This is a genomic window from Caballeronia sp. ATUFL_F1_KS4A (genome assembly GCF_023630905.1).
Taxonomy (GTDB): Bacteria; Pseudomonadota; Gammaproteobacteria; order Burkholderiales; family Burkholderiaceae; genus Caballeronia; species Caballeronia zhejiangensis.
On record NZ_JALQEB010000034.1, the window covers coordinates 423837 to 446962 of the forward strand.

The window sequence follows — 23126 nt, forward strand, 5'->3', positions numbered from 1 at the left end:
CTCACAGCACCAGCTTCGCCGCCTCATCGAACGCCGCGCCCGCGGGCGGCACATCGCGCCGCGCGATCCGCACGATCTCCACCGCGCGCGTCTGCGGCGGCTGCGTCGGCAAGTGCGCAAGCTCGATCGCGATGTCGGCGTGCGGCTCGTCGCAGCGCGTTTCCATCAGCAGGTTCATCTGATTCAGACACAGCTCGCGATGCGTGACGGAAATCAGCGCCGCCGGCTCGGCGAGCAATTCGACGATGGTCTGAAGCTGCATCTCGATGGAATCGGCGAGCGAGCCGAGTGCCGAGAGCGCGGCTTCGTTCTCCTCGAAATCGCGCTGCAGCCGCGTGGCGTCGCCGGCCAGATCCGTCGATGCAATCAGGCCGCTCATGCCCGCGCCGCGCCGGCCGAGCATCTGCATGCGCGCGGTCAGCAACGCGCGATGTTCCTGCAGCGCGTCGCGCCGCGCGTCGTTGTGCGCGACGCGCGACATCGCTTCCAGCACGAACTGCTCGACGATCCGCTGCACGAGATCGCGTCTGAGCGCTTCGTCCGTTCCGTTGCAAAAGCGCATGCGCTTGTCGTCGAAGCTGACCGCCGTGCGCGCGACGTCCGAACGCAACGCGCCGCCCTCCACCGCCGCGACGAGCACCTTCCGCTCGACGAGCGTCGCGCCCAGCACCGCGAACCCATGATCGGCGGCAATGTTGCCGTCGAACCAGCCGCGCACATCGTGCGATTCGCCGATCACGCGCGCGACGTCGTCCGGCGTCGCGAACTTCGCGCGCAGATACGGATCGTCCGCCCATGCCGCCGGTGTCGCGTCGCGCGGCGCGGGCAGCGCCGCGACGAGTTCCCGCGCGTGATCCAGCGTCTTGCCGACGACCGGCGCGAGCCGCGACTCATAACGGCTCGCGAGGCGCACCTGAGGCGCGACCGCGACGATGCGGCCGAGCGCCTCCTTGACATCCTCGCGCGAACTCGCGTTATCGCGCCGGAACAGCCAGTTGAACATGCTTATCCCATGATATGCACGCCGCCGTCCACGTACAGCGTCTCGCCGGACATGCGCCGGGCGAAAGGCGTCGCGAGGAACGCGCAGGTAAAGCCGACGTCCATGATGTCGACCAGCTCGCCGAGCGGTGCACGCTGTGCGGCTTCGGTCAGGAGCAGGTCGAAGTCCTTGAGTCCCGATGCCGCGCGCGTCTTGAGCGGCCCCGGCGAAATAGCATGCACGCGAATGCCCTGCGGACCGAGCTCGTAGGCGAGATAGCGCGCGCACGCTTCGAGCGCGGCCTTCACCGGGCCCATTACGTTGTAGTTCGCGACGACCTTGTTCGCGCCGTGATAGCTCATCGTGAACATCGCGCCGCCGTCTTTCATCAGCGGCGCCGCGAGCCGCGCCATGCGGACGAACGAATGGCAGGAAATGTCCATCGCCTTCGCGAAGCCTTCGGCGGAACAGTTCAGCAGGCCGCCCTGCAGATCGTCCTTCGGCGCCCACGCGATCGAGTGCACGAGAATATCGAGCTTGCCCCACTCGCTCGCGATACGCTCGAACACCGCTTCCAGTTCCTCCTGGCTCGACGCGTTCAGCGGCATGAAGATCGGCGCTTCGAGGGCTTGCGCGTGCGGCTCGACGTAAGGCCGCGCTTTCTCGTCGGCATACGTGATGGCGAGATCGGCGCCCAGTTCGCGGAACGCTTTCGCGCAACCATAGGCGATCGAATGCTCGTTGGCGATGCCGGTGACGAGCGCCTTCGCGCCCTTCAGCACGGGCTGCGGGACATTCAATGTCATGCGGATGCTCCTTCGCGTTTGTCATCGATCAGCGCGAGCGTGTGGCGCGCGATCATGAGTTCTTCGTTGGTCGGAATCACCCATGCGCTCACCTTGCTCGACGCCGTGCTGATGCGCGGGCCGCCGCTCGCATTGGCTTCTGTATCGAGTTCGATGCCCCACCACGCCGCTTCTTCGCACACGCGTTGTCGTATCTCCTTCGAATGCTCGCCGATGCCCGCCGTGAACACGATTGCGTCGAGCCCGTGCAGCGCCGCGCTCATCGAGCCGAGCTCGCGGCCGATGCGATGCACGTAAAGATCGATCGCGAAGCGCGCGCGTTCGTCGCTGCTCGCGAGCAGCGCGCGCATGTCGCCCGACACGCCCGACACGCCGAGCAATCCCGACTGGCGATACAGCATGTCTTCGATCTCGCGCGCGTTCATGCCGAGCTCGTCGAGCATGTAAAGAACCACGCCCGGATCGAGATTGCCGCAGCGCGTGCCCATCATGAGACCGTCGACGGCGGTGAAGCCCATCGTGCTGGCGACGCTCTTGCCCGCGTGCATCGCGCACAGGCTCGCGCCGTTGCCCAGATGCGCGACGACCGTGCGCCCGCGCGCGGCATCGGGTGCAACATCCGGCAGGGCACTCGCGATGTATTCGTACGAGAGACCATGAAAGCCGTAGCGCCGCACGCCGTTCTTCGTGATCGATTCGGGCAGCGCGAACGCCTGCGCGAGCGGCGCCTGCGTCGAATGAAAGGCCGTGTCGAAGCACGCGACCTGCGGCAGGCCCGGATTGCGCTCGGCGACGATGCGTATCGGCCTCAAGTTATGCGGCTGATGCAGCGGCGCGAGCGGTGTGAGCTTGTCGAGTTCGTCGAGCACTTCGGGGCTCGTCAGTACGGGCTTCGTGAAACGCGCGCCGCCGTGCACCACGCGATGCCCCACGCCGACCAGACGATGCCCCGCGCCATGCCCGCGCAGATACGCGCCCAGATGCGCGATCGCTTCGGCATGTTGCAGCTTCGCGCCTTCGCCCCATGAATGCTCCGCGGACTTCTCGCCTCGCCTGTCGTAAGCGACGAAATGCGGCGCGCTGAACAGCGCTTCAACCTGTCCGTGCGTGACGAGTTCGAGCGCGTCGCCTTCGACATCGAACGCGCTGAACTTGATGCTCGACGAGCCCGCATTGAGAACCAGAATCACATCGGCCATGGAATCACCCCACTACTTGCGCTTCTTCGCGGCGCTTCGACGCCACGAGCGATGCGATCGCGCACGATGCGAGCCGCGATTGCAGCGAATCGGCGCGGCTCGTCAGAATGATCGGCACGCGCGCGCCGAGCACGATGCCGGCCGCATCCGCATTCGCGAGAAAAGACAGACTCTTCGCGAGCATGTTGCCCGCTTCGAGGTCCGGCACGATCAGCACGTTCGCGCGCCCCGCGACGGGCGAATCGATCTTCTTCGTATGCGCCGCTTCGAGGTCGATGGCATTGTCGAGCGCGAGCGGCCCGTCGACGAGCGCGCCCGTGATCTGATGACGATCGACCATCTTGCAGAGCGCGGCGGCCTCCAGCGTCGACGGCACCTTCGGGTTCACCGTTTCCATCGCCGAGAGAATCGCGACGCGCACTTCCGCGAAACGCAGCGCGTGGCCGAGATCGATCGCGTTTTGCAGGATGTCGACTTTATCGGCGAGCGTCGGCGCGATGTTGATGGCCGCGTCGCTGATGATGAGCACGTCGTCGTGCCCCGGCACATCCATGATGAAGCAATGCGACACGCGCCGCGACGTGCGCAGTCCGCCTTCGCGCTTCACGACCGCGGCCATGACTTCGTCGGTGTGCAGGCTGCCTTTCATGAGCGCTTCGGCCTTCGCCTCGCGCACGAGTTCCACCGCCTTTTCGGCAGCGGCGTGGCTGTGCGGCGCATCGACGATCGGAAAGCCCGCGATGTTGAGGCCGCATTCTTCCGCCACCTCGCGAATGCGATCGCGTGGCCCGACGAGCTGCGGCGCGATCAGACCCATCTCGTGCGCCTTCACCGCGCTTTCGAGCGATGTCCGGTCGCAGGGATGCACGACCGCCACCGCGAGCGGCGGCAACGCCTGGCAAACCTCGATGAGCCGTACATATTTTTCGCGCGGCTGATTCATTTCACCCTCCGTAGTTACGTGTGATGCAACGCCCGAACATCAGTGCGCGGGCGCGGAACGTCTTGGCGCGCGCGCAGCCTTGACCGGCAGCGCCGCGCGGATGCGCGCGAGCATGTCGTGCTGCGCGGCCGTCGGCTCGAAGCCCTGCATGCGGCTGTCGTCGTGCAGCTTGTCGAAGAGCGTGAGGAGCTTCTTGCGGTCGTCGCTGTCGTCGAGCAGACCGGGCAACGACGCGAGCGCCTGCTCGGGCTCGTAGCGCACGATGATTTCCTGTTCGCCGCGAATGCGCCGCCATTCGTCGCGCGGCATCTGCGGCAAATACTCCGCATAGTCGGCCGCGAGTTCCTGACGCAGCACCATGCGCGTGAGCGGCAACGGCTCGTCGTGACGCATGAGCAGGCACGCGACGCGCGCGACGGCTTCCGCGTATCCGCCGTGCGCAACCGACGCGAGCGCTTCCTGAACGAACGGCAGATCGCGCGGATCGGTCCGATTTTCTTGCGTCTCGCGTTCCTGCACGCGCTGTGCCGGCAGCAGGTTGCCGTACACGGAGAAGAACATCGCTTCGGTCGTGGCGTCGCGCATCGCACGATAGAAGTCGAGGCTCGCGCTGATCATGTCGGAGCCGCAATGCTCCGCACGGCGCAACGCGTCGCGTTCGGTGTCGGGCTTGCGCGTGGCCTTCACCGCTTCCGCCGCCGGGCCGAGCCATGCAAGCCACGGATTCAGATCGGAGAACATCCAGCGCTGCGCGCGCAACGGATGGAACGCGCGCAGCATCGTCGCGGTCGCGTCGTTGGCCATTGCCTGAACGAAGGGTTGCGCGAACAGTTCGTACGCACGCTGATTGAAATCCGATACCTGTTTCACCGCTTCGAACGGCAGTTCGTCGATACGCTCGAAACGGTTGAAGCGCGCGGTCACGTCTTCGAGACGTCGCTCGTGAAAGCTCACGTCGTATTCGGTCTTGCCGTTCGCGTTCTTGCGTTCGGCGATCTCCATGCCGTACAGCCCCGGCGGAAACGATTCGATCGCTTCCAGCACCGATGCGATCTGCGTGTATTCCTTCTTCGCGACCTTGCCGCTCACGAAGATGCCGAGATGCCCGATGCTCTTGTGCATCAGTCCGACGATCACCTGCCCGCGTGCCTTGATCTCGTCGGTGCTGCCGTAGATATCCGCGACCCAGTTGAAGGCCTGTTGCGGCGGCGTGATGTTGTCGCCCATCGAAGCGAAGAGAATGATCGGCGATTTGATCGCGCGCAGATCGAACGATGCGCCCGACGCGCCGCGCACTTCGCCCGACCACAGCTTGTTGCCGACGAAAAGATTGCGCGTGATCCATTCGATCTCTTCGCGGTTCATCAGGTAATAGCCGCCCCACCAGCGCTCGAAGTCGAGAAAGCGCGGCGGTTCGGTGTCGATCTTGTCGAACAGCGTGTAGTACTTGTCCCAGAAACTGTTCGCCGGATTCAGGTTCTCGAAGTTCTCGACGAGATACGCGCCGTCGAACTTGCCGTTGCCGAGATCGGCCGTCAGCGAAGCGAGCCACGTCCCGCCGAGCATGCCGCCCGAGTAGCGCATCGGGTTGTCGCCCTCGCCTTCGCTCCACGCGCCGCTCCAGTACGACATCGGCGCGCCGTTGATGACGAGCGGACCGGTATCGTCGGGCTGCGAGCTCGCGAGCATCATCGCGGCCCAGCCGCCCTGGCAATTGCCGACGATAGCGGGCTTCGGGCTGTCCGGATGCATCTCGCGCACATGCTTCACGAACTGCTGCTCGGCCGCGCATACGTCGAGCAGCGTCTGGCCGGGCTGCGGGTCGCGAAAGAACGTGACGAAGTACACCGGATGACCCGCGCGCAACGCGACGCCGACTTGCGAATCGTCCTTGAATCCGCCGATGCCCGGACCATGCCCCGCACGCGGATCGATGATGAGATACGGCCGCTTCAGCGGATCGATGACTACGCCTTCGGGCGGCACGATACGCAACAGCGCATAGTTCACCGGCCGCGCGAACGTGCGTCCGTCGAGCAGCATTTCATGCGCGAAATGCAGCACCGGTTCGAGACCGCGCTTCGCCTGCTCGATGAAGTTGTTGCCGCGCTGACGCAGCGTGTCCCAGAAGAGCACCGTGCGCTGCATGACATCGACCGCATAGTCGAAGCCGTTGAAACGATCAGCCTCGCCGTTGCCGAGGACACGCACGCCTGCTTCGCGCGCGCGCTCGCTGAATTGATGCTGCGCAAGCTCCGCGCGCTTCTGATAAACGCGTGTGACCTTTTCCGCGATTTTCTGGCTGCGCGCTAGTTGATCTGCATACGTCATGACGTGATCTCCGCGAGGGAACGTGCAAGGGACAACGCAGGAAGCAGATGCATCGGCGGCCATGATGAACGCATGGTCCGATGACTTGGATACCATCATCAAAATATATGCGCAATGTGCGACAAGCAGGTGGCAAAAATTCGCGACTCAACGACGCGCGACTTCATCGCCATTGCGCGAAACAATCTCCTGATACTTCGCGACGACATGTTCGAGGTTGTAGAACATGCGCGCTTCGCCGAGCAGCGCGCCGAGCGGCGAGCGCCGCACCGCCGCGAGCACGCCCGGATTCAGGCCCGCGAGCCAGAGCGTGGTGCCGTTCGCGGCGAGGCGCGCTTCGGCTTCGATCATCATCTTGAGCGCGGTGTATTCGACATCGAAGACCCGGCTCAGATCCAGCACGACGATCTTCGCGTCGGAATCGCGCACGAGCGGGCGGATCTTTTCGGCGACACGTTGCGCATTCGCGAAGAATATCCGCCCTTCGGGACGCAGCAGCAATAAGCCGGGAAACGCTTCGTCGTCCGGATGCCGCGACGAAGCGCGCCGGAACACGTTGGTTCCCGGTATCCGCTTCAATGCGTACACAGGCGGATTGGACACCTGATGCGCGAGCGCGAAGAGCGACACGACGATCGCCACCACGATGCCTTCCAGCGTTCCGAACAACACGACGCCCGCGCATGCCGTGAGCGCCCACACGAATTCGGTGCGGCGAATCTTCAGGATCGCGCGGAATTCGGCGGGGCTGAAAAGCCCGATCGAATAGAACACGACGACGGCCGCGAGCGTCGCGTGCGGCATCAGCGCCATGAGCGGCGCGAACAGCAGCATGACGGCGAGCGCGAGCGCCGCGGTCACGAGTCCCGCGAGTTGCGTGCGCGCGCCCGCCTGCCGGTTGACGGCCGTCTGGCTCGTTCCGCCGCCTGAGACCATCGCGCCGAAAAGCGCGCCGGCCGCGTTCGCGAGGCCGGTCGCGAGCAGTTCGCGGTTCGCGTCGGGCGCGGGTTCGTCGTTGCGTGCGAACGCCCGCGCCGCCGCGATGCTTTCGGTGAAGCTCATCAACGCGATGCCGAGCGCGTCCGGCCACAGCTTCAATGCAAGCGACAGATCCGGCCGTGTCCACGACGGCAATCCCGCCGGCACCGCGCCGACCGTTTCGACGCCGTGCGCGCGCAGACCGAACGCGGCCACCGCGACGATCGCCGCCGCGACGACGAACAACGGCGCGGGCGCGCGCGGTGCGAAGCGTTCGAGCGCGATGAGCGCGGCGAGCGTCGCCAACGCGAGCGCGAGCGTGCTCGCCGACAGATGCGGCAAGCCCGCGACGAACGCGCCGACGTTGTGAAAGAACGATCCCTTCGGATAGTGAATGCCGAAGAGCTTCGGCAACTGATCCACGACGATGACGATCGCCACGCCCGCCTTGAAACCGACGAGCACCGGCTCGGAAATGAAGTTCGCGACGAACCCGAGACGCAGGCACGCCCCCGCGACGAGCATGATGCCGACGAGCATCGTCAGCGTCGCGTTGGCGACGGCGAGCGCGTGCGGATCGCCATTCGCGACGGTCGCGCCGAGCGCGTTCGCCGCGAGAATCGCGAGCGTGGTCGTCGTGCTGACGGACAGCGCGCGCGACGTGCCGACGAACGCGTAGACGATCATCGGCACGCAGGCCGTGTAGAGGCCGACCTGAACCGGCAGGCCCGCGATGGTCGCGTACGCGAGCGCCTTCGGTATGACGACCGCCCCCGCCGTCAGGCCCGCGACGATATCGGCGCGCGCCCACGGCTTCTCGTAACGAAACAGCCATTCGGGCGCGATGGACGCGCGATGCGGCATGACGATCCCGCGTTCCAAAGTCGCGCTAAAAACGCTCGGGCACGTAGCGCAGCGGCCGATCGCTTTCGCGATACCCCTCCGCCTTCTGGCGCTTCGGCAACTTCACCTTTTCGCGCGGCACGGCCTTGTACGGGATATTCGCGAGCAGATGGCTGATGAGATTCAGGCGCGCGCGGCGCTTGTCGTCGGAACGCACGACGTACCACGGCGCCTGTTCCGTGTCGGTGGCCTCGAACATGTCGTCGCGAGCGCGCGAGTAGTCGTACCAGCGGCTGTAGGAACGCAGGTCCATCGGCGAGAGCTTCCAGATCTTGCGTTCGTCGTGGATGCGTTCCTCGAGACGCCGCGTCTGCTCTTCCTGACCGACCTCGAGCCAGTACTTGAGCAGAATCACGCCCGAATCGATGATCGCGCGCTCCACGAGCGGCACGCCTTTCAGAAAGGTTTTCGCCTGGTCCTCGGTACAGAAGCCCATCACGCGTTCGACGCCCGCGCGGTTGTACCAGCTTCGGTCGAAAAGCGTGATCTCGCCCGCGGCGGGCAGATGCGGCAGATAGCGCTGCACGTACATCTGCGTCTTTTCGCGCTCGGTGGGCGCGGGCAGCGCAACCACGCGGAAGATGCGCGGGCTCACCCGCTCGGTAATCGCCTTGATCGTGCCGCCCTTGCCCGCGCCGTCGCGTCCCTCGAACACGACGCAGACTTTCGCGCCCGTGTAGACGGCCCATTCCTGCAGCTTCACGAGTTCCACATGCAGGCGCGCAAGCTCTTTTTCGTACTGTTTCCTGTTCAGGCGCTCATGCACGCCCGCGCCTTCACGCACGCCTCTCGATTCGCCGACAGCCCTCTCTTCGTTCATTGCTGTCTCCCGATATTTTTGGATGCCATCCGCGCGGACGAATCGAGTCCGCCGTCGCGACGATGCGCGCGGCACATGGTCGCGGACCCGTCATGACGCCGTCAGGTTTCGTTGCGCTCGGGCACGACCTGCACCACGAGCGTGCGGTTCTTCCAGAACATGTTGTGGATGCGCGGCTGAAAGGTGCGCAGCACGTGCGGCTCGATCGAATCGAAGGTGACGACCGCGGCCGGATGCTCGCCGGTACCCGTCACGCGCTGAATCGAATCGTAGGGTGGAAAGCCGTAGCGGCAGAGAAATTCCCTGATTTCGTCGTCGGTCGTGGACTCTTCCACGTTGCCTATCCAGAGATCGCCCATTGCAAGATTCTCCGTTGAGTTGTGCGACGTTTCTTCGACTAATACACCAACGGACGGCTCAGGTCGACCCATCTCGCTTGGCCGATTTGCGCTGCGCGAGCGGATTCAGCGCGACGACGAAAGTCACGATCCCGATGCCGAGCACCCACATGCCGTAACGGAATTCGAGTTTCATGTCGTACAGAAGGCCGTGGATCGTGAAATACAGCCCGGCGAGCCAGATGAACACGCCAATCGAGGCAACCACCATGCGCGGCTCGTTCAGTCTCATCGATGTCTCCCGGAAGCGGTGCGCGAGATAGCTTCAGTTTAGGAAAACTTCCGTCGTCCTGTGAACACACTCGTGTGCAATGACCTTGGCGCGCCGCGATCGTTAGGCTACATTTCCCGCGTATGGCGGAGCAGCAAATGCAACGCATGACCAACTAAACCAATTAACGTTCTGACGCGCCCCGCAGATGCAAAAGCCAACCCCTTTCCCGACCAGGTTGCGAAATTTCGTGATGCTCTTCGTCCTCGCTGCCGCGCCCTGCGCCGCGCTGGCGCAGGGCGCGCCGGACCGCGCGGTCGTCGGCGCAAACGTCAAGCAGTATGCGAATTCCGTGCTCGCGATCATGTCGTACACCGCGGTGCCGGATGTCACGACAAGTTCACTGTCGATCAATAGCGGCACGACCGGCAATCCGGGCTTCGGTCAGACGCAACTCGGCGGCGGCTTTACCCTCAGCAATTCGTTTCCGCTCTACCTCGAAGGCACGCTCGCGTACAGCCGCTACGATCCGACCTTCATCGCGACCGACGGCGACCAGCAGCGCGCGGTGCCTGCGAAATGGAACACGTTCAGCACGACGGTTGGCGTCGGCTGGGACTTCCCGATCACGAGCGAGCTGAAATTTCGCCCGATCATCAACGGCATGATCGGCCGCGTCGCGAGCGATGCGCGCATCGCGCAGACGGTGTTCAATCACGTCGCCAACACCAATCTGCAGTTCCTCGAGGACGGCGCGCTCAATGCGTACGGCGTCGGCGGCTCGCTGATGCTCGATCTCGAGCATTATCGCGAGCACTACGAGGTCGATGTCGAACTGCGCGCAACCGATATTTATCTACGCAGCTTCGGCAGTTCCTCGGAAGCGGTGCAAGGCTCCGCGACCGCGCAGCAGTTCAGCCTGTGGGCGCGCTGGCGTGCGCCCACAGGCTTCGCCGCGCTCGACAGGCCGGTGCGCTACGTGCTCGAAACCGCGTACTCGCATTACTTCGGCGACAGCGCGGGCGTGCTCGGCTTCAACGATCTGACATCGCTCGGCGTCGGGCTCGAACTGGACAGCAGCAAATATCCTGTCGTCATCACGCGCACGCGCGCGATGGTGCGCTACGTGTTCGGCCACAACGTGCACGGCGTGTCGTTCGGTCTCGCCGTCAGCTTCTAGCGCGCGCCGTTCAAAGCACGTTGCGCTGGCTCGGATCGTATTTCGGATCGGGCTGCTTCTGCGTCTGCCGGAGCACGCCCTGAGCGTCGAAATAGAAATGGAACAGCATGTGGTCGATGTTGTTCTCCAGGTATCGATACGTCCACACCTCGCGATCCATCCGCTTGAAATAGGCCGTCTCGAACGGGCGTCCGAACGCGATCATCACGTCGTTGCGCGTCCACTTGTTGACCTCGGCGCGGTAGAACTCGTTTTCCTGAAGCACTTGCCGAACACTGACCGTATTGCCCGACGCATCGAGATCGACGGCCGTGGTCGTCGATCCCATCGGCTGCGTGGGCCACATCAGACGCTTGCCGCCGTTCGGCAGGTCGTAGGTTTCCTTCGGCGGCCCGAGCCTGGCGACGATCGCCTGCTGATCCATGCCGGGCTGCACGCGCTGTTCCGGCTGCGCGCAACCGGCGAGCGCGAGCGCGACGGCGCACGCGCCGTGCGTCAGCGCGAATGCAAAGCGTTTTTTCATGGGTCTCTCCCGCGTCCGCCACGGTTGGTGGCGCCTTATTTTGTCATGGCGGGTTCCACGGATATGGCGAACGCTTCCGTATAAACGGCCTTCACCTGATCGCCCTTCTTGACGCGCTTCAGGCGCTCGGGATCCTGAACGTGCAGATCGACCGTCTCGCCGCGCGGCCCGCGCAGCGTCACGGTCTTCGCATGACGATCGACGGCGATCACATCGGCGATGATCGTCACTTCGCGCCCGACCTCGCCGCCCGGCTTCGCGCCCGGCGCCGCGCGCTCGGCCGAGTCGCTCTCGGAACGCGACGGCTGCGTCTTCTTGTCGAGCAGGCTCAGCGTCAACGACTCGCGGTACTGCGCGGTGACGACATCGCCGACTGCGAGCTGATCGAAGTTGCGCGCTTCGTTCGTGACTTCCAGTTCCATCACCTTGCCGGCGTTCGTTTTCAGCGTGACGGTGCGCGTCGCCGGATCGATGCCGACGATCGTCGCCGTCACCTTCGCGACGCCCTGCACCGTCGCGCCGTCCGGGTTTCGCACGACGCTGACGTCGGCCTGAGGATCGGCGGTGGGATCGGCTGCAAAGGCGCTTGCGGATAGCGCAAGGCATGACAAGACAACGAGGCTGACGCGTTTCATGTTCGCGCTCCTTTTGTTCTATCGATACCGCGATGACGTTACTGGATCGTGTAACCGCGTCCCTGCATGCACGCCGACCACGCGCGATAGTACGTCTGCATCGCGCCCTGGCTCTGCGCCTGCGCGTTGGATTCCTGCGCCCGCTTGTTCTGCCGTGCGCGCATGCCGCCGGCCATCGTGCCCGTCGCCGCGCCGATGGCCGCGCCCTTGCCCGCATCGCCCGCGATCGCACCGATCACCGCGCCGCCCGCCGCGCCGCGCGCCGCGCCGCCGACGCGCTCGCCGCCGCCCACAGCCGGTCCGCCTTGCGGTGGCGGCGCCGCCGATGCCGTCGCCGGGTCGATGCCCGTGTTGCTCTTCGCCCAGCTGTAGCACGCGCCGTCGTCGCTTTGCTGCTTCTGCGCGCTCTGTCCCTTGGCCGGATAAGCGATCGGCTTGCTCTGCGCAATAGCGTCGAGCGCCATCACGGCGATCACGATGGCGCAGCCGGCACGCAATCTCGTTGCATTCATGGCGACTCCTTGCCTGATTTCCAGAGTTGGCGATTCAAGATTCTTTTGATACACGACGCCGTCGTTATTGACAATGAAAGTCATCGCGCCGCTTGCGCCGGATTGCACGCGATAGTCTGCAATACAGACCACTCCGGATTCAGGAAGCGAACGCGTGAAGAACCTCTGACCAGAACAGCAAATTTTGTATTCTCGTGTTGCCGTTTGTAGCTTGATGCGCGCCGGACGCAGCGCCGCGAAAAACATGCATATTCGAAGATATGCGAACGTCCTGGCGAATTCAAGAATCGCCGCATAGGTGTTTGTTCGCTGATTTGTCGAACGACTCGGGCTTTTAATTACCCGCCTAAAGCGATGATCGCCATCGTCAGAAGCACGCCGAGCGCCATCATCGCGAGACCGGCTTTCCAGCCGCGCCAACCCGCATAACCGCCCAGCGCGAAGCCGCAGCAAAACAGCATCGCGAGCGTGAGCACGCGCGATATGAAGAGCGCGGTCGGAACGTGCTTGACGAGAACAAAAGGCGCGGCGACCGGAAACGTCGACAGTACGATGATGACGAAGATGCCCAGCGCCGCGAGAAAATCGTCGCGCACGAAGCGCGCGCGTTCCGGCAGGCTGTCGCTCGCGGCGATGCGCTTGCGGATGGATTCGAGATCGTCGTCGGAGATGAACGGATCGAGCGTCGCGGATACTCTCTCGCGCAACATGCGCACGCCCGCCGCCGCGTCGCGCTCGCGCTGGATCGCAAGCGCGAGCGCGTGCCTGCGCGCGCGGTCCGCGATCGTGCGAACGAGATACATGACGGCATCGGCGAGACCCCACGCGAGATTGCAGCCGAGCGCCGTGTAGAGCATCTTGTGTCCCGCCGCCTCGCCGCCCGTCGCCGCCGATACCGTGCCGACAAACGTCAGCGCCATGAAGAGGCCGAAGCACAGCTCCGACACGCGATCGACGGTGTCGAGCACCGGCGCTCGCGTGCGTTTGCCCGGCGAAGTCTCGTCGTGCATGAGCGCGCGGCTATCCGACCTTCACCTCGTTTTCCAGGGGTTGATTGTTCTCGAAAGCCGTGATGCTCTGCAGCGTGGTTTCGCAGATCGTCGTCAACGCTTCGCGCGTCAGATAAGCCTGATGCCCCGTCACGATCACATTCGGAAACGACACGAGCCGCTGGAAAACGTCGTCGGTGATGATTTCGCTCGAGAGATCGCGGAAGAAGAGATCGGCTTCCTGTTCGTAGACGTCGATTGCGAGGCCGCCCAGTTGTCCCGTCTTCAGCGCTTCGATCACCGCTTCGGTGTCGATCAGTCCGCCGCGGCTCGTATTGACGAGCAACGCGCCGTGCTTCGAACGCTTGAGCGATTCCGCGTTGATGATGTGATGCGTCTCTGGCGTCAGCGGGCAAAAGAGCGCGACGATGTCCGCCTTCTCGCCGATCTCGCCGGACGTCGCGTAACGCAACCCGAGCGCCTCGAACTGTTTCGACGGATACGGATCGTAGCCGATCACGTTGCAGCCGAAGCCCTGCATGATCTTCGCGAACACGCAGCCGATCTTGCCCGTTCCCACGACCGCGACGGTTTTGCCGTACAGATCGAAACCGATGAGGCCGTCGAGCGAGAAGTTCGAATCGCGCGTGCGGTTGTATGCGCGATGCACTTTGCGATTGATCGCGAGCAAGAGCGCGACCGCGTGCTCCGCGACCGAGTTCGGCGAATAGTTGACGACGCGAACCACCTTGATGCCGAGCTTCGCGGCGGCCGCGAGATCGACGTTGTTGAAGCCGGTGCAGCGCAGCGCCACGAGACGCGTGCCGCCTTTGTGCAGCGCTTCGAGCACTTCGGCATTCGCCGTATCGTTGACGAAGATGCAGACCGCGCCGTAGCCCGCCGCGAGCTCGACGGTGTCCATGTCGAGCGACATGTCGTGGTACCGGAGCTTGTGGTTTTCCTTCTTGTTCGCCTGGTCGATGTACTGACGCTCGTAAGGGGTCGAACTATAGATCGCCACTTCCATGATGCACTCCTTGAAAATTGTATTGACGGGCCGGCCAAGAGCCTAACCCGCGGCCAGCGATATGGCGATCTGCACGAATAACACCTTGACGATGGTCATCGACGGAAAAATCATCGCGTACATGATGTCCGGCTGATCCGTCGGCGCGACGCGGTTCGCGAACGCGAGGATCGCCGGATTGCCGGTCGCGCCGCAGATCACGCCGATCGACGTGTCGAACGGCAGCCTGAAAATCCACAGGCAGCATATCGCCGTGACCGCGACGAGCACGAATACCGTGATGATGCTGAAGACCAGCAGAATCGGCCCGGCGGTGCCAACGGTGTCGACGAACTTCGGCCCGCACGAAATGCCCACTTGCGCGAGAAAAATCGTGAGGCCGAGATTGCGCAAGACGAGATTCGCGGACAGCGGCATCACCCAGACGAACGGCCCGTTGCGGCGCGCCTTGCCGAGACACAGCGCGACCAGGAGCAGCGCGGCGAGACCCAGACTGAACGCGCCGAGGCCGGGAATCGGCAGCGGAATCGCGCCGGCCAGCAAGCCCAGCGCCGCGCCGATGCCGAGGCAGATGAAGCTCAGGTCCGCCGTGCCCTTGATCGAATCGCCGAAGAACGTCCGCATGGTCGCCTGATGCGCGCGATTGACGAGCAGCCCGACGCGATCGCCCGCTTCGAGGATGAGATCGGGCGTCGAGAGCATGTCCGCGTCGCCGCGCCGCACGTGCGCAATGGCGCAGTTCACGCCATCGGGAAAGCGGATGTCGCCGAGCGCCATGCCGACGACCGCCGGATTCGACGCGAACACGCGCATGTAGTCGAGGTCCTCGCGATGGCTCGTCATGCGGCCCGGCTGCATTTCGCCGCAGAGCGCGGCGGCTTCTTCGAGCAGACGGCGATCGGTGCTCGTGGCGAGCAGCACGTCGTCGGCGCGCAGCGTGAGGTCGGCGGCGGGCAACTGATTGTGATGCGCGCGCCGCACCGCCGCGATCGCCACGCCCGAGGGCAGCCGGCTCGACAGCTCCGACAACCTGAGGCCGATGAGGCCCGCGTTTCGCAGCGCGATTTCGGCCGTTTCGAGTATCTTCGCGGGCGGCTTCTGAATCTTTACCTTCAGCGCAACGTTGAGCAGATAGATGAGCAGGATCGGCCCAGCGACGCCGAACGGATAGGAAATGCTGTACGCGACGGCCGCATCGTTGCTTTTCATCGATGCGATCGCGACCTGCAGGCTCGCCGTGCTGGTTCCGCTGCCGGCGAACATGCCGAGCGCATCGGCGAGCTTGATGCCGAAGTGGATGAAGCCGCACGCCACGAGGCCCGCGACGATCACGCCGACGCACGCGGCGATGTTCGCCTTCATGCCCTCGCGGCTCGTTAGTCCGCGAAAGAACTGCGCGCCGTACTGAATGCCGATGCCGTATAGAAACAGCAGCAGCCCCAGCGTGCCGAGCAACGGCGGCGGTGCGGACTTCGGCGCGAATGCGCCGATCGCGAGCCCGACGAACAGCACCGCGCCGGAGCCGAGGGCCACGCCTTTGATGTTGATTTCACCGATCAGATAGCCCAGCGCGATCGTCAGAAAAAGCGCGAACAACGACTGATTCTCGAGGAAGGTTCTGACTGCATCCATGCCGCCTCCTGTGGGTGGACAAAGCAACTCGGCAGTACACGAACATTAAAGGCGCTTTGCGTCGCACAGTCCAGCACCGCCGTGCGCATTCAACGGGACTGAAGCACGACGACGCTGCGCGCCTCGACGCGGCACGCACCGCGCGCGACGAGCGCCGTTTCGACATTCGGAACAATGTCGTTCGGCGATTCGGCAGATGTATCGACGACGCGCAGCCAGCTCGAATTGTCCACCGCCGGCAGCGCGGCCTCGCGCGCATCGTCGTTCATGTTGAGGACGATGTGCAGCATCGGCTCGCCCGGCGCGTGGCCCGCGAGCGTGAACGCCACGAAGCGCGCGCCGGGGTCGTGCCACGCGGGCGCATCGAGACGTTCGCCGTGCCATGCGACATCGGGATGCGTCTGTCCGTTCGCCGGACGTCCCGTCAGAAAGCGTCGGCGGCGCAGGCTCGCGTGACGCTTGCGCAGCGCGATCATCTCGCGCGTGAAACGCAACATGTCGCGCGCGTCGTCGGAAAGTTGCCAGTCCATCCACGAAAGCGCGTTGTCCTGACAGAACGCGTTGTTGTTGCCGCGCTGGCTGCGCAGGAGCTCGTCGCCGGCGAGAAGCATCGGCACACCTTGGCTCAGCAGCAGGATCGCGATGAAGTTGCGCGCCTGCCGAAGCCGCAGTTGGATGATCGCGGGATCGTCCGTCTCGCCTTCCGCGCCGCAATTCCACGACAGATTGTCGTTGCTGCCGTCTCGGTTGTCCTCGCCGTTCGCCTCGTTGTGCTTCGCGTCGTAGCTGACGAGATCGGCGAGCGTAAAGCCGTCATGGCACGTCACGAAGTTGATGCTGTTCGCGGGCAGCCGGCCATCGTCCTCGTAGAGGTCCGCGCTGCCCGCGATGCGCGTGCACACTTCGCCGACGACGCCCGGCTCGCCGCGCACGAAGCGCCGGATCGCGTCGCGATAACGCCCGTTCCACTCGGACCAGTCCATGCCGGGGAACGTGCCGACGTGATAAAGACCGCCCGCATCCCAGGCTTCGGCGATCAACGGCACGCGCGCGAGGATCGGCGATGCTTCCATCGCCCAGGGTAACGGCGGCGTGCGCAGCAATTCGCCGTGCTCGCCGCGAGCAAAGACGCTCGCGAGATCGAAGCGGAAGCCGTCGACGCCGAGTTCGCGCACCCAGTATTCGAGGCAACGCATGATGAACGCCGACACCAGCGGATGATTGCAATTGACCGTATTGCCGCAGCCCGTGTAATCGAGGTATCGCCGCGAATCGTTCGGGTCGGACTGATAGAAGGCGTCGTTGGCGAAGACCTTGAAGTGGATCAGCGGGCCGTTGTTGCCCGCCTCCGACGTGTGATTGAACACGACATCGAGCAGCACGCGAATGTCCGCCGCGTGCAATGCGTCGACGAGTTCGCGGAATTCCTGCGGCGCCCGCGCGGGCTCGACGCAATAGCGCGGATGCGGGCTATAGAAGCCATATGTGCTGTAGCCCCAATAGTTGCGAAGTCCGCGCTCGGCGGCGAAGGCGGGAAGGTCCTGTTCGTCGAAGGCCATCACGGGAAGCAGTTCGACATGCGTGACGCCGAGCGCCTTCAGATAGGGAATCTTTTCGATGAGACCTGCGAACGTGCCCGGATGACGCACGCCGCTCGACGCATGCCGCGTGAAGCCGCCGACATGCAGTTCGTAGATGATCGCGTCGTCGAGCGTGCGGATGTCCACGTCGTCGACGGGCCGATTCAACGGCTCCGTCACGATGCCTCTGAGCGACGCGTGTTCGGCGGCGTGCACAGCGGCGGCCTGCGCGCGATCGTAGAAGCGGTCGCTCACGCCGCGCGCTTGCGGATCGAGCAGTTCCTTCCGGCTCGCGGCTTCGTCGCTCATCTGGGGCACGTCGAGCGGGCCGTATGCGCGCCACGTATAGCAGCAACGCAGCGGCAGATCTTCGACGAACACATGCCAGAAGAAATACGTGCGGTTCGTTTCGCTCGTGAGCGCGATGACCTGAAACGGTTCGACGCTCTCTTCCGATGCGTACAGCAATAGTTCGACGCGCGTCGCGCGCCGGCAGAACGCGCAGAAGTTGACGCCGCCCGGCATGACCGTCGCGCCGAGCGGGAAGCGCGAGCCGGTCCGCGTGCGATAGCCCGCGTGATCGTGCGCGACTGCAGGAACATCGCTCATGGTCGTCTCCCGCTTCGCTTCGTCACACTGAGCAAGGATATGTGAGGCGTCGCGGATTACAAGTGGACGGCTCGGGCGCGCGTCGCATCGGCGGGTGTTAAGCGTTTCAATATTTCTGTCGGATCGTTTCATCCGCTTGACCCCATTCGGATTCCGGCTACAACGGAATCAGTGCACACGTTGCGTGGAATCGGTCATGCCATCCGAACAAACGTTACAAGAAGGCTCGAGCGGCGGCGGCGTGCAAGGCTGGTCGCGTCATGTGCCGTTGATCGCGTTGCTGCGCGACTATCGCGTGGGGTGGCTGAAGAACGACATCATCGCCGGACTCGTGCTGACGACGATGCTCGTGCCCGTCGGCGTCGCATATGCGCAGGCGTCGGGCGTGCCGGGCGTGTGCGGCCTCTATGCGACGATCGTCCCGCTACTCGCCTACGCGATCTTCGGCCCGAGCCGCATTCTCGTGCTCGGCCCCGATTCCGCGCTCGCCGCGCCCGTGCTCGCGGTCGTCGTGCTGAGCGCATCCGGCGATCCGTCGCGCGCGATCGCCGTCGCGGGCATGATGGCGATCGTCTCCGGTTTGGTGTGCGTCGTTTTCGGCCTGCTCAAGCTCGGCTTCGTCACCGAGTTGCTCTCGAAGCCGATTCGCTACGGCTATATGAACGGCATCGCGCTGACCGTGCTGATCAGCCAGTTGCCGAAGCTCTTTGCGATATCCATCGAAGATCACGGGCCGTTGCGCGATCTCGCGACTCTCGCCAAAGGCATCGCCGCCGGCCAGTCGAACTGGTACAGCTTCGCCGTCGGCGCGGCGAGCCTCGCGCTCATTCTCCTGCTCAAGCGCTTCGACAAGGTGCCGGGCATTCTCATCGCCGTCGTGCTCGCGACGCTATGCGTGAGCGTGTTCCATCTCGACCAGCGCGGCGTGAAAGTGCTCGGGACCATCCCGCAAGGACTGCCCGCGTTCTCGCTGCCGTGGCTGAGCGATGCCGATTTCGTGCGCATCGTGCTCGGCGGCTGCGCGGTCGCGCTCATCGCTTTCGCCGATACCAGCGTGCTGTCGCGCACCTTCGCGGCGCGCGCCAATACGCGCGTCGATCCGAATCAGGAGATGATCGCGCTCGGCGTCGCCAATCTCGCGACCGGTCTGTTTCAGGGCTTCCCGGTCAGCAGCAGTTCGTCGCGCACGCCTGTCGCGGAAGCGGCGGGCGCGCGCACGCAGGTGACGGGCATCGTCGGCGCGGTGGCGGTGGCGGCCGTGCTGCTCGCCGGGCCGAATCTGCTGCGTCATCTGCCGAGCAGCGCGCTCGCGGCCGTCGTGATTGCCGCGGCCATCGGACTATTCGAGTTCAGGGATCTGAAGCGCATCTATCGCATTCAGCAATGGGAGTTCTGGCTGTCGATCTGCTGCTTCGCCGGCGTGGCGGTGTTCGGTGCGATTCCCGGCATCTGCATCGCCGTGGTGATCGCGGTCATCGAATTTCTATGGGATGGATGGCGGCCGCATTACGCCGTGCTCGGGCGCGTGGAAGGACTGCGCGGTTATCACGACACGATGCGATACCCGCAAGCGGAACAGGTTCCGGGCCTGCTGCTGTTCCGCTGGGACGCGCCGCTTTTCTTCGCGAACGCCGAGCTGTTCCAGCAGCGCGTGCTCGAAGCGGTGAAGCAGGCGCCGACGCAAGTCAAACGCGTCGTCGTGACGGCCGAGCCGGTCACGAGCGTCGATGTCACGTCCGCCGACATGCTGCGCGAACTGCATCGCGCGTTGCAGGAACGCGGCATCGCGCTGCATTTCGCCGAGATGAAAGACCCGGTTCGCGACAAGCTCAGGCGCTTCGAACTGACGCCGATCTTTCCCGATGCGTGCTTTCATCCGACGATAGGCAGCGCCGTCGACGCCTGGCTCGCCTGTCAGACGCCCGCCGCCTGAATGTCGGCGAAGCGCGCCCGGAGCGTCTTCTTGTCGATCTTGCCGACGCTCGTCTTGCTGATCGCGTCGATGAAGCGCACGTCGCGCGGCACCGCATAGCGCGAGATGCGTCCGGTTTCGGCGATGCCGCGCAGATATCGCGTGATCATTTCCTCCGTGATCGGCGCCGCGCAATCCGGCTTCTGCACGACGAGCGCGAGCGGGCGTTCGCCCCACTTCGCATCGGGCACGCCGATCACCGCGACCTCGGCCACGCCCGGCAACTGCGAGATCAGGCTTTCGACTTCGAGCGACGACACCCATTCCCCGCCCGACTTGATGACGTCCTTCGCGCGATCGGTGATGCGCAGATAGCCGTCGGCATCGACGTTGCCGATGTCCTGCGTATGCAGCGCGCCGCCTTCCCACAACGTCGCGGATGCCTCGCGATTCTTCAGGTAGCCTTGCGTGAGCCACGGTGCGCGCGCGACGATCTCGCCGCACGTGCGGCCATCGCGCGGCGCTTCGCGCAGTTCGTCGTCGACGATGCGCAAGTCGACGAGTGGAATCGCGCGGCCCGTCGTGCAACGCAGGCGCACTTGCTCGTCGGCGTCGAGCGTGTCCGCGTGCGGGGGCAATTGCGCGAGACTCAGCAGCGGACCGCTCTCCGACATGCCGTATCCCGAGAACACGTCGATGCCGCGTCCGAGCGCCGCGCGCGCGAGTCCTTCGGTCAGCGCGCCGCCGCCGATCACGACCTTCCATCGGCGCAAATCGACGGCGTCGGCATCCGGGCATGTCAGAAGCATATGCAGGATCGTGCCGACGCAATGCGAGAACGTCACGCCTTCTTCCTCGATCAGACGCATGATGTTCTGCGGCACATAGCGGCCGGGGTACACCTGTTTCACGCCGAGCATCGTCGCGATGTAGGGCATGCCCCACGCGTGCACATGGAACATCGGCGTGAGCGGCATGTAGACATCGCCGCGATGAAAGCGCTGGCCGCTCGCCGGGCTCGCGAGCGCGGCCATTCCGGCAATCGTATGCAGCACGAGCTGGCGATGCGAAAAGTACACGCCCTTGGGCTTGCCGGTCGTGCCGGTCGTGTAGAACGTCGTGGCGCGCGTGTTCTCGTCGAAATCGGGAAACTCGCGGACGGGATCGGCGGCGGCGAGCATCGCTTCGTATTCGCGCGCGAACCCGATGCCGTGCTCCGGAACCGCGACGCCTTGCTCATCGATCCAGATGAAAGTACGCACGGTTTCGAGGCGCGTTCTGATCGCGTCGATCACCGGCAGGAAATCGGTATGCACGATCAGCATGTCCGCGCCCGCATGATTGAGCGTGTACAGAATCTCGTCCTGCGAAAGCCGCACGTTCACCGATTGCAGGACCGCGCCCATCATCGGCACGGCGAAATAGCATTCGAGATAGCGATGGCTGTCCCAGTCCATCATCGCGACGGTGCTGCCATGCTTCGCGCCGAGCGCGTCGAGGGCATTCGCGAGGCGCGCGACGCGCTCCGTCATCGTGCGATACGACTGCCGCACCGCGCCGCGATAGACGATCTCCTGATCCGGCGAATTCGCGAGCGGCGTGTGCAGCAACTGCTTGATGAGCAACGGGTACGAATACGCGTCGGGCGCGGCGTGCGGGTCGAAATACGTGTCTTGCATCCTTGTCTCCAAATATTCAGAAGTTGTGGCGCAGGCCGAGCATGGCCGCGGTCGTCGACTTGCCCGGCGCGGTCGGCTGGCCGTAGGCGATCATCTGGTTCATCGTGCCGTTGTTGTCGACGTGGCCGACTTCGGCATACGCGAGCGTGCGCTTCGACAGGTTGTATTCCGCGCCGATCGCGAATTCCAGCGAGTGATTCGACGACTGGTTCTTGTCCTTGATGTAGTAGACGCCGGTCGTCACGTTGAGATTGGGCGCGAAGCGATAGCCAAGACCGCCCGAGTACATGTCGAAGTTCGCGCGATCCGAATCGGCGGGGTTCTTGCCGTTCGCGTAGGACATCGAGATCGAGAAGCCGTGCGTCGTGTACAGGCCGCCGAAATACATCATGCGATTGTTGTTGAGTCCGGTGGGCACGGAGCCGGGCGCGGGATTCGCGTCGTGGCCGTTGTAGTAGACAGCCGTCAGCGTCAAGCCGAAGTTCGAGTACTTCAGCACCGCCGATTCGCGCGTGCCGCCCTGAAACTGTCCCGCCACGCCGCCGGGCGCATATTCGAGCGATGCCGACAAACCCGCATACGTCGGCGACTGATACACGAGCGCGTTGCTGTCGTAGAGCGCGCCGATCGAGCCGTTGGTGCTCGTGCCGGGCCAGCCGGCCGCCGTGTTCATGCCGAGCCATGCGGTCAGCACGCTGCCGAAATACTGCGCGCGGCGCACGTCGGTGTCGTACATCGCCCAGATCATCGGCACGATCTGGCGGCCCGCGTTGAAGGTGCCGAACGGGCCGGACACGCCGATCGTCGCGTATTGATTGAACATCGCGGTGGCGCCGGGCGTATCGGAGAGGCCGGTCTTGCCGGTGCCCGAATCGAACGAGCCTTGCAGCTTCACGTTGATGAAGTAGCCGCCGCCGAGATCTTCGCTGGCCTTCAGGCCCCAGACGCTCGAATAGATGCCGCCGTCCTTGAAGCGATACACCTTCCCCGTGTCCCGCGCGTTGCGCGCGAAGCTCGCCGCCGACGTGCTCTGATACATGAGGCCGGCGTCGAGCACGCCATAGAGCGTCACGGTGGATTGCGCATGCGCGCCGCCGGCGGCCAGCACGAGCCCTGCGGCAGTGGCGAATCTGAGCTTCATCGAGTCTCCTGATCTTGTTCTGGATGCGCCGCGCACCGATAGGGTCGCGGCGTCAGGAGGCAAGAATACGCATCGGCCAAGTGCCGAACCCCTCTCACGGAGAGAGGGGTAGGGATTGCGAGAGAGGCGGGAAAAC

The 23126-nt window shown here is 64.4% G+C and carries 20 protein-coding genes and 1 pseudogene; 2 read left to right on the plus strand and 19 right to left on the minus strand.

Features of this window, described 5'->3' with window-relative positions; translation table 11 throughout:
- Nucleotide 1 precedes the first annotated feature (1 nt).
- From NCS03_RS22425 to NCS03_RS22465, 9 genes are all read right to left on the minus strand, one after another.
- On the minus strand, nucleotides 2-1003 hold the full coding sequence (locus tag NCS03_RS22425; RefSeq protein ID WP_250436773.1) for a hypothetical protein: 1002 nt from the start codon (nucleotides 1001-1003) through the stop codon (nucleotides 2-4).
- Between the two features lie 2 nt (nucleotides 1004-1005).
- Nucleotides 1006-1788: an enoyl-ACP reductase FabI gene (gene fabI, locus NCS03_RS22430; RefSeq protein WP_175981176.1), complete on the minus strand. Its 783-nt coding sequence runs from the start codon at nucleotides 1786-1788 to the stop codon at nucleotides 1006-1008.
- The gene (locus tag NCS03_RS22435) at nucleotides 1785-2987 is read right to left on the minus strand and encodes an acetate/propionate family kinase (protein WP_008348486.1); all 1203 of its coding nucleotides are present in this window, start codon (nucleotides 2985-2987) and stop codon (nucleotides 1785-1787) included. The genes fabI and NCS03_RS22435 overlap by 4 nt, the downstream gene beginning before the upstream one ends.
- A gap of 4 nt (nucleotides 2988-2991) precedes the next feature.
- A complete protein-coding gene (locus NCS03_RS22440) occupies nucleotides 2992-3930 on the minus strand; it encodes a phosphate acetyltransferase (protein WP_008348487.1) in 939 nt (312 codons plus the stop codon).
- Nucleotides 3931-3969: 39 nt separating this feature from the next.
- The gene (locus NCS03_RS22445; RefSeq protein WP_250436782.1) at nucleotides 3970-6261 is read right to left on the minus strand and encodes a DUF3141 domain-containing protein; all 2292 of its coding nucleotides are present in this window, start codon (nucleotides 6259-6261) and stop codon (nucleotides 3970-3972) included.
- A gap of 147 nt (nucleotides 6262-6408) precedes the next feature.
- Nucleotides 6409-8103 carry a SulP family inorganic anion transporter gene (locus tag NCS03_RS22450; protein WP_008348493.1) on the minus strand — a complete coding sequence of 565 codons (1695 nt, stop codon included), beginning with the start codon at nucleotides 8101-8103 and terminating at the stop codon, nucleotides 6409-6411.
- Between the two features lie 25 nt (nucleotides 8104-8128).
- Complete coding sequence (ppk2, locus tag NCS03_RS22455; RefSeq protein WP_008348496.1) at nucleotides 8129-8962, minus strand: polyphosphate kinase 2; 834 nt, start codon at nucleotides 8960-8962, stop codon at nucleotides 8129-8131.
- A gap of 101 nt (nucleotides 8963-9063) precedes the next feature.
- Entirely contained in the window at nucleotides 9064-9321 is a 258-nt protein-coding gene (locus tag NCS03_RS22460; protein WP_008348497.1) for an RNA recognition motif domain-containing protein, read from the minus strand.
- A 58-nt stretch (nucleotides 9322-9379) separates the two neighbouring features.
- Nucleotides 9380-9592: a DUF2964 family protein gene (locus NCS03_RS22465; RefSeq protein WP_250529817.1), complete on the minus strand. Its 213-nt coding sequence runs from the start codon at nucleotides 9590-9592 to the stop codon at nucleotides 9380-9382.
- 232 nt (nucleotides 9593-9824) lie between these two features.
- Here NCS03_RS22465 and NCS03_RS22470 point away from each other — a divergent pair, with 232 nt between their 5' ends.
- Nucleotides 9825-10751, plus strand: a complete 927-nt coding sequence (locus tag NCS03_RS22470; RefSeq protein WP_008348502.1) for a hypothetical protein — start codon at nucleotides 9825-9827, stop codon at nucleotides 10749-10751.
- 10 nt (nucleotides 10752-10761) lie between these two features.
- Here NCS03_RS22470 and NCS03_RS22475 read toward each other — a convergent pair whose 3' ends face one another.
- The 8 genes and pseudogenes from NCS03_RS22475 to glgX all read right to left on the minus strand — a co-directional run bounded on the left by NCS03_RS22475 (nucleotide 10762) and on the right by glgX (nucleotide 18258).
- Nucleotides 10762-11274: a hypothetical protein gene (locus NCS03_RS22475; protein ID WP_008348503.1), complete on the minus strand. Its 513-nt coding sequence runs from the start codon at nucleotides 11272-11274 to the stop codon at nucleotides 10762-10764.
- 35 nt (nucleotides 11275-11309) lie between these two features.
- A complete protein-coding gene (locus tag NCS03_RS22480; RefSeq protein ID WP_008348505.1) occupies nucleotides 11310-11909 on the minus strand; it encodes a hypothetical protein in 600 nt (199 codons plus the stop codon).
- Between the two features lie 38 nt (nucleotides 11910-11947).
- A complete protein-coding gene (locus NCS03_RS22485) occupies nucleotides 11948-12421 on the minus strand; it encodes a glycine zipper family protein (protein ID WP_033536292.1) in 474 nt (157 codons plus the stop codon).
- A 21-nt stretch (nucleotides 12422-12442) separates the two neighbouring features.
- A pseudogene (locus NCS03_RS31280) lies at nucleotides 12443-12667 on the minus strand (DUF2950 family protein); the annotation flags it as partial.
- Between the two features lie 92 nt (nucleotides 12668-12759).
- Nucleotides 12760-13431 (minus strand): VIT1/CCC1 transporter family protein, encoded by a 672-nt coding sequence (locus tag NCS03_RS22490; protein ID WP_250529818.1) that lies wholly within the window; start codon nucleotides 13429-13431, stop codon nucleotides 12760-12762.
- 10 nt (nucleotides 13432-13441) lie between these two features.
- Entirely contained in the window at nucleotides 13442-14437 is a 996-nt protein-coding gene (locus NCS03_RS22495) for a 2-hydroxyacid dehydrogenase (RefSeq protein ID WP_008348512.1), read from the minus strand.
- A gap of 42 nt (nucleotides 14438-14479) precedes the next feature.
- Nucleotides 14480-16069 (minus strand): aspartate-alanine antiporter-like transporter, encoded by a 1590-nt coding sequence (locus NCS03_RS22500; protein WP_175981183.1) that lies wholly within the window; start codon nucleotides 16067-16069, stop codon nucleotides 14480-14482.
- An 89-nt stretch (nucleotides 16070-16158) separates the two neighbouring features.
- On the minus strand, nucleotides 16159-18258 hold the full coding sequence (gene glgX, locus NCS03_RS22505) for a glycogen debranching protein GlgX (RefSeq protein ID WP_250529819.1): 2100 nt from the start codon (nucleotides 18256-18258) through the stop codon (nucleotides 16159-16161).
- A gap of 196 nt (nucleotides 18259-18454) precedes the next feature.
- Between glgX and NCS03_RS22510 the strand changes: the two genes are divergently transcribed.
- Nucleotides 18455-20191, plus strand: coding sequence for a SulP family inorganic anion transporter (locus NCS03_RS22510; protein WP_250457505.1), 1737 nt, complete (start codon nucleotides 18455-18457; stop codon nucleotides 20189-20191).
- On the opposite strand, the gene NCS03_RS22515 is transcribed toward NCS03_RS22510, so the two are convergent.
- Both NCS03_RS22515 and NCS03_RS22520 read right to left on the minus strand, forming a co-directional pair.
- Nucleotides 20173-21849 (minus strand): fatty acid--CoA ligase, encoded by a 1677-nt coding sequence (locus NCS03_RS22515; RefSeq protein WP_250529820.1) that lies wholly within the window; start codon nucleotides 21847-21849, stop codon nucleotides 20173-20175. The two genes, NCS03_RS22510 and NCS03_RS22515, sit on opposite strands and share 19 nt — an antisense overlap.
- 16 nt (nucleotides 21850-21865) lie before the next feature.
- A complete protein-coding gene (locus NCS03_RS22520) occupies nucleotides 21866-22990 on the minus strand; it encodes a porin (protein ID WP_175981191.1) in 1125 nt (374 codons plus the stop codon).
- Nucleotides 22991-23126 lie beyond the last annotated feature (136 nt).

Bases quoted from the DNA above. Each gene is read 5' to 3' on its own strand.
- NCS03_RS22425 (WP_250436773.1), bottom strand. From the start codon at position 1,003: ATGTTCAACTGGCTGTTCCGGCGCGATAACGCGAGTTCGCGCGAGGAT.
- fabI (WP_175981176.1), bottom strand. From the start codon at position 1,788: ATGACATTGAATGTCCCGCAGCCCGTGCTGAAGGGCGCGAAGGCGCTC.
- NCS03_RS22435 (WP_008348486.1), bottom strand. From the start codon at position 2,987: ATGGCCGATGTGATTCTGGTTCTCAATGCGGGCTCGTCGAGCATCAAG.
- NCS03_RS22440 (WP_008348487.1), bottom strand. From the start codon at position 3,930: ATGAATCAGCCGCGCGAAAAATATGTACGGCTCATCGAGGTTTGCCAG.
- NCS03_RS22445 (WP_250436782.1), bottom strand. From the start codon at position 6,261: ATGACGTATGCAGATCAACTAGCGCGCAGCCAGAAAATCGCGGAAAAG.
- NCS03_RS22450 (WP_008348493.1), bottom strand. From the start codon at position 8,103: ATGCCGCATCGCGCGTCCATCGCGCCCGAATGGCTGTTTCGTTACGAG.
- ppk2 (WP_008348496.1), bottom strand. From the start codon at position 8,962: ATGAACGAAGAGAGGGCTGTCGGCGAATCGAGAGGCGTGCGTGAAGGC.
- NCS03_RS22460 (WP_008348497.1), bottom strand. From the start codon at position 9,321: ATGGGCGATCTCTGGATAGGCAACGTGGAAGAGTCCACGACCGACGAC.
- NCS03_RS22465 (WP_250529817.1), bottom strand. From the start codon at position 9,592: ATGAGACTGAACGAGCCGCGCATGGTGGTTGCCTCGATTGGCGTGTTC.
- NCS03_RS22470 (WP_008348502.1), top strand. From the start codon at position 9,825: ATGCTCTTCGTCCTCGCTGCCGCGCCCTGCGCCGCGCTGGCGCAGGGC.
- NCS03_RS22475 (WP_008348503.1), bottom strand. From the start codon at position 11,274: ATGAAAAAACGCTTTGCATTCGCGCTGACGCACGGCGCGTGCGCCGTC.
- NCS03_RS22480 (WP_008348505.1), bottom strand. From the start codon at position 11,909: ATGAAACGCGTCAGCCTCGTTGTCTTGTCATGCCTTGCGCTATCCGCA.
- NCS03_RS22485 (WP_033536292.1), bottom strand. From the start codon at position 12,421: ATGAATGCAACGAGATTGCGTGCCGGCTGCGCCATCGTGATCGCCGTG.
- NCS03_RS22490 (WP_250529818.1), bottom strand. From the start codon at position 13,431: ATGCACGACGAGACTTCGCCGGGCAAACGCACGCGAGCGCCGGTGCTC.
- NCS03_RS22495 (WP_008348512.1), bottom strand. From the start codon at position 14,437: ATGGAAGTGGCGATCTATAGTTCGACCCCTTACGAGCGTCAGTACATC.
- NCS03_RS22500 (WP_175981183.1), bottom strand. From the start codon at position 16,069: ATGGATGCAGTCAGAACCTTCCTCGAGAATCAGTCGTTGTTCGCGCTT.
- glgX (WP_250529819.1), bottom strand. From the start codon at position 18,258: ATGAGCGATGTTCCTGCAGTCGCGCACGATCACGCGGGCTATCGCACG.
- NCS03_RS22510 (WP_250457505.1), top strand. From the start codon at position 18,455: ATGCCATCCGAACAAACGTTACAAGAAGGCTCGAGCGGCGGCGGCGTG.
- NCS03_RS22515 (WP_250529820.1), bottom strand. From the start codon at position 21,849: ATGCAAGACACGTATTTCGACCCGCACGCCGCGCCCGACGCGTATTCG.
- NCS03_RS22520 (WP_175981191.1), bottom strand. From the start codon at position 22,990: ATGAAGCTCAGATTCGCCACTGCCGCAGGGCTCGTGCTGGCCGCCGGC.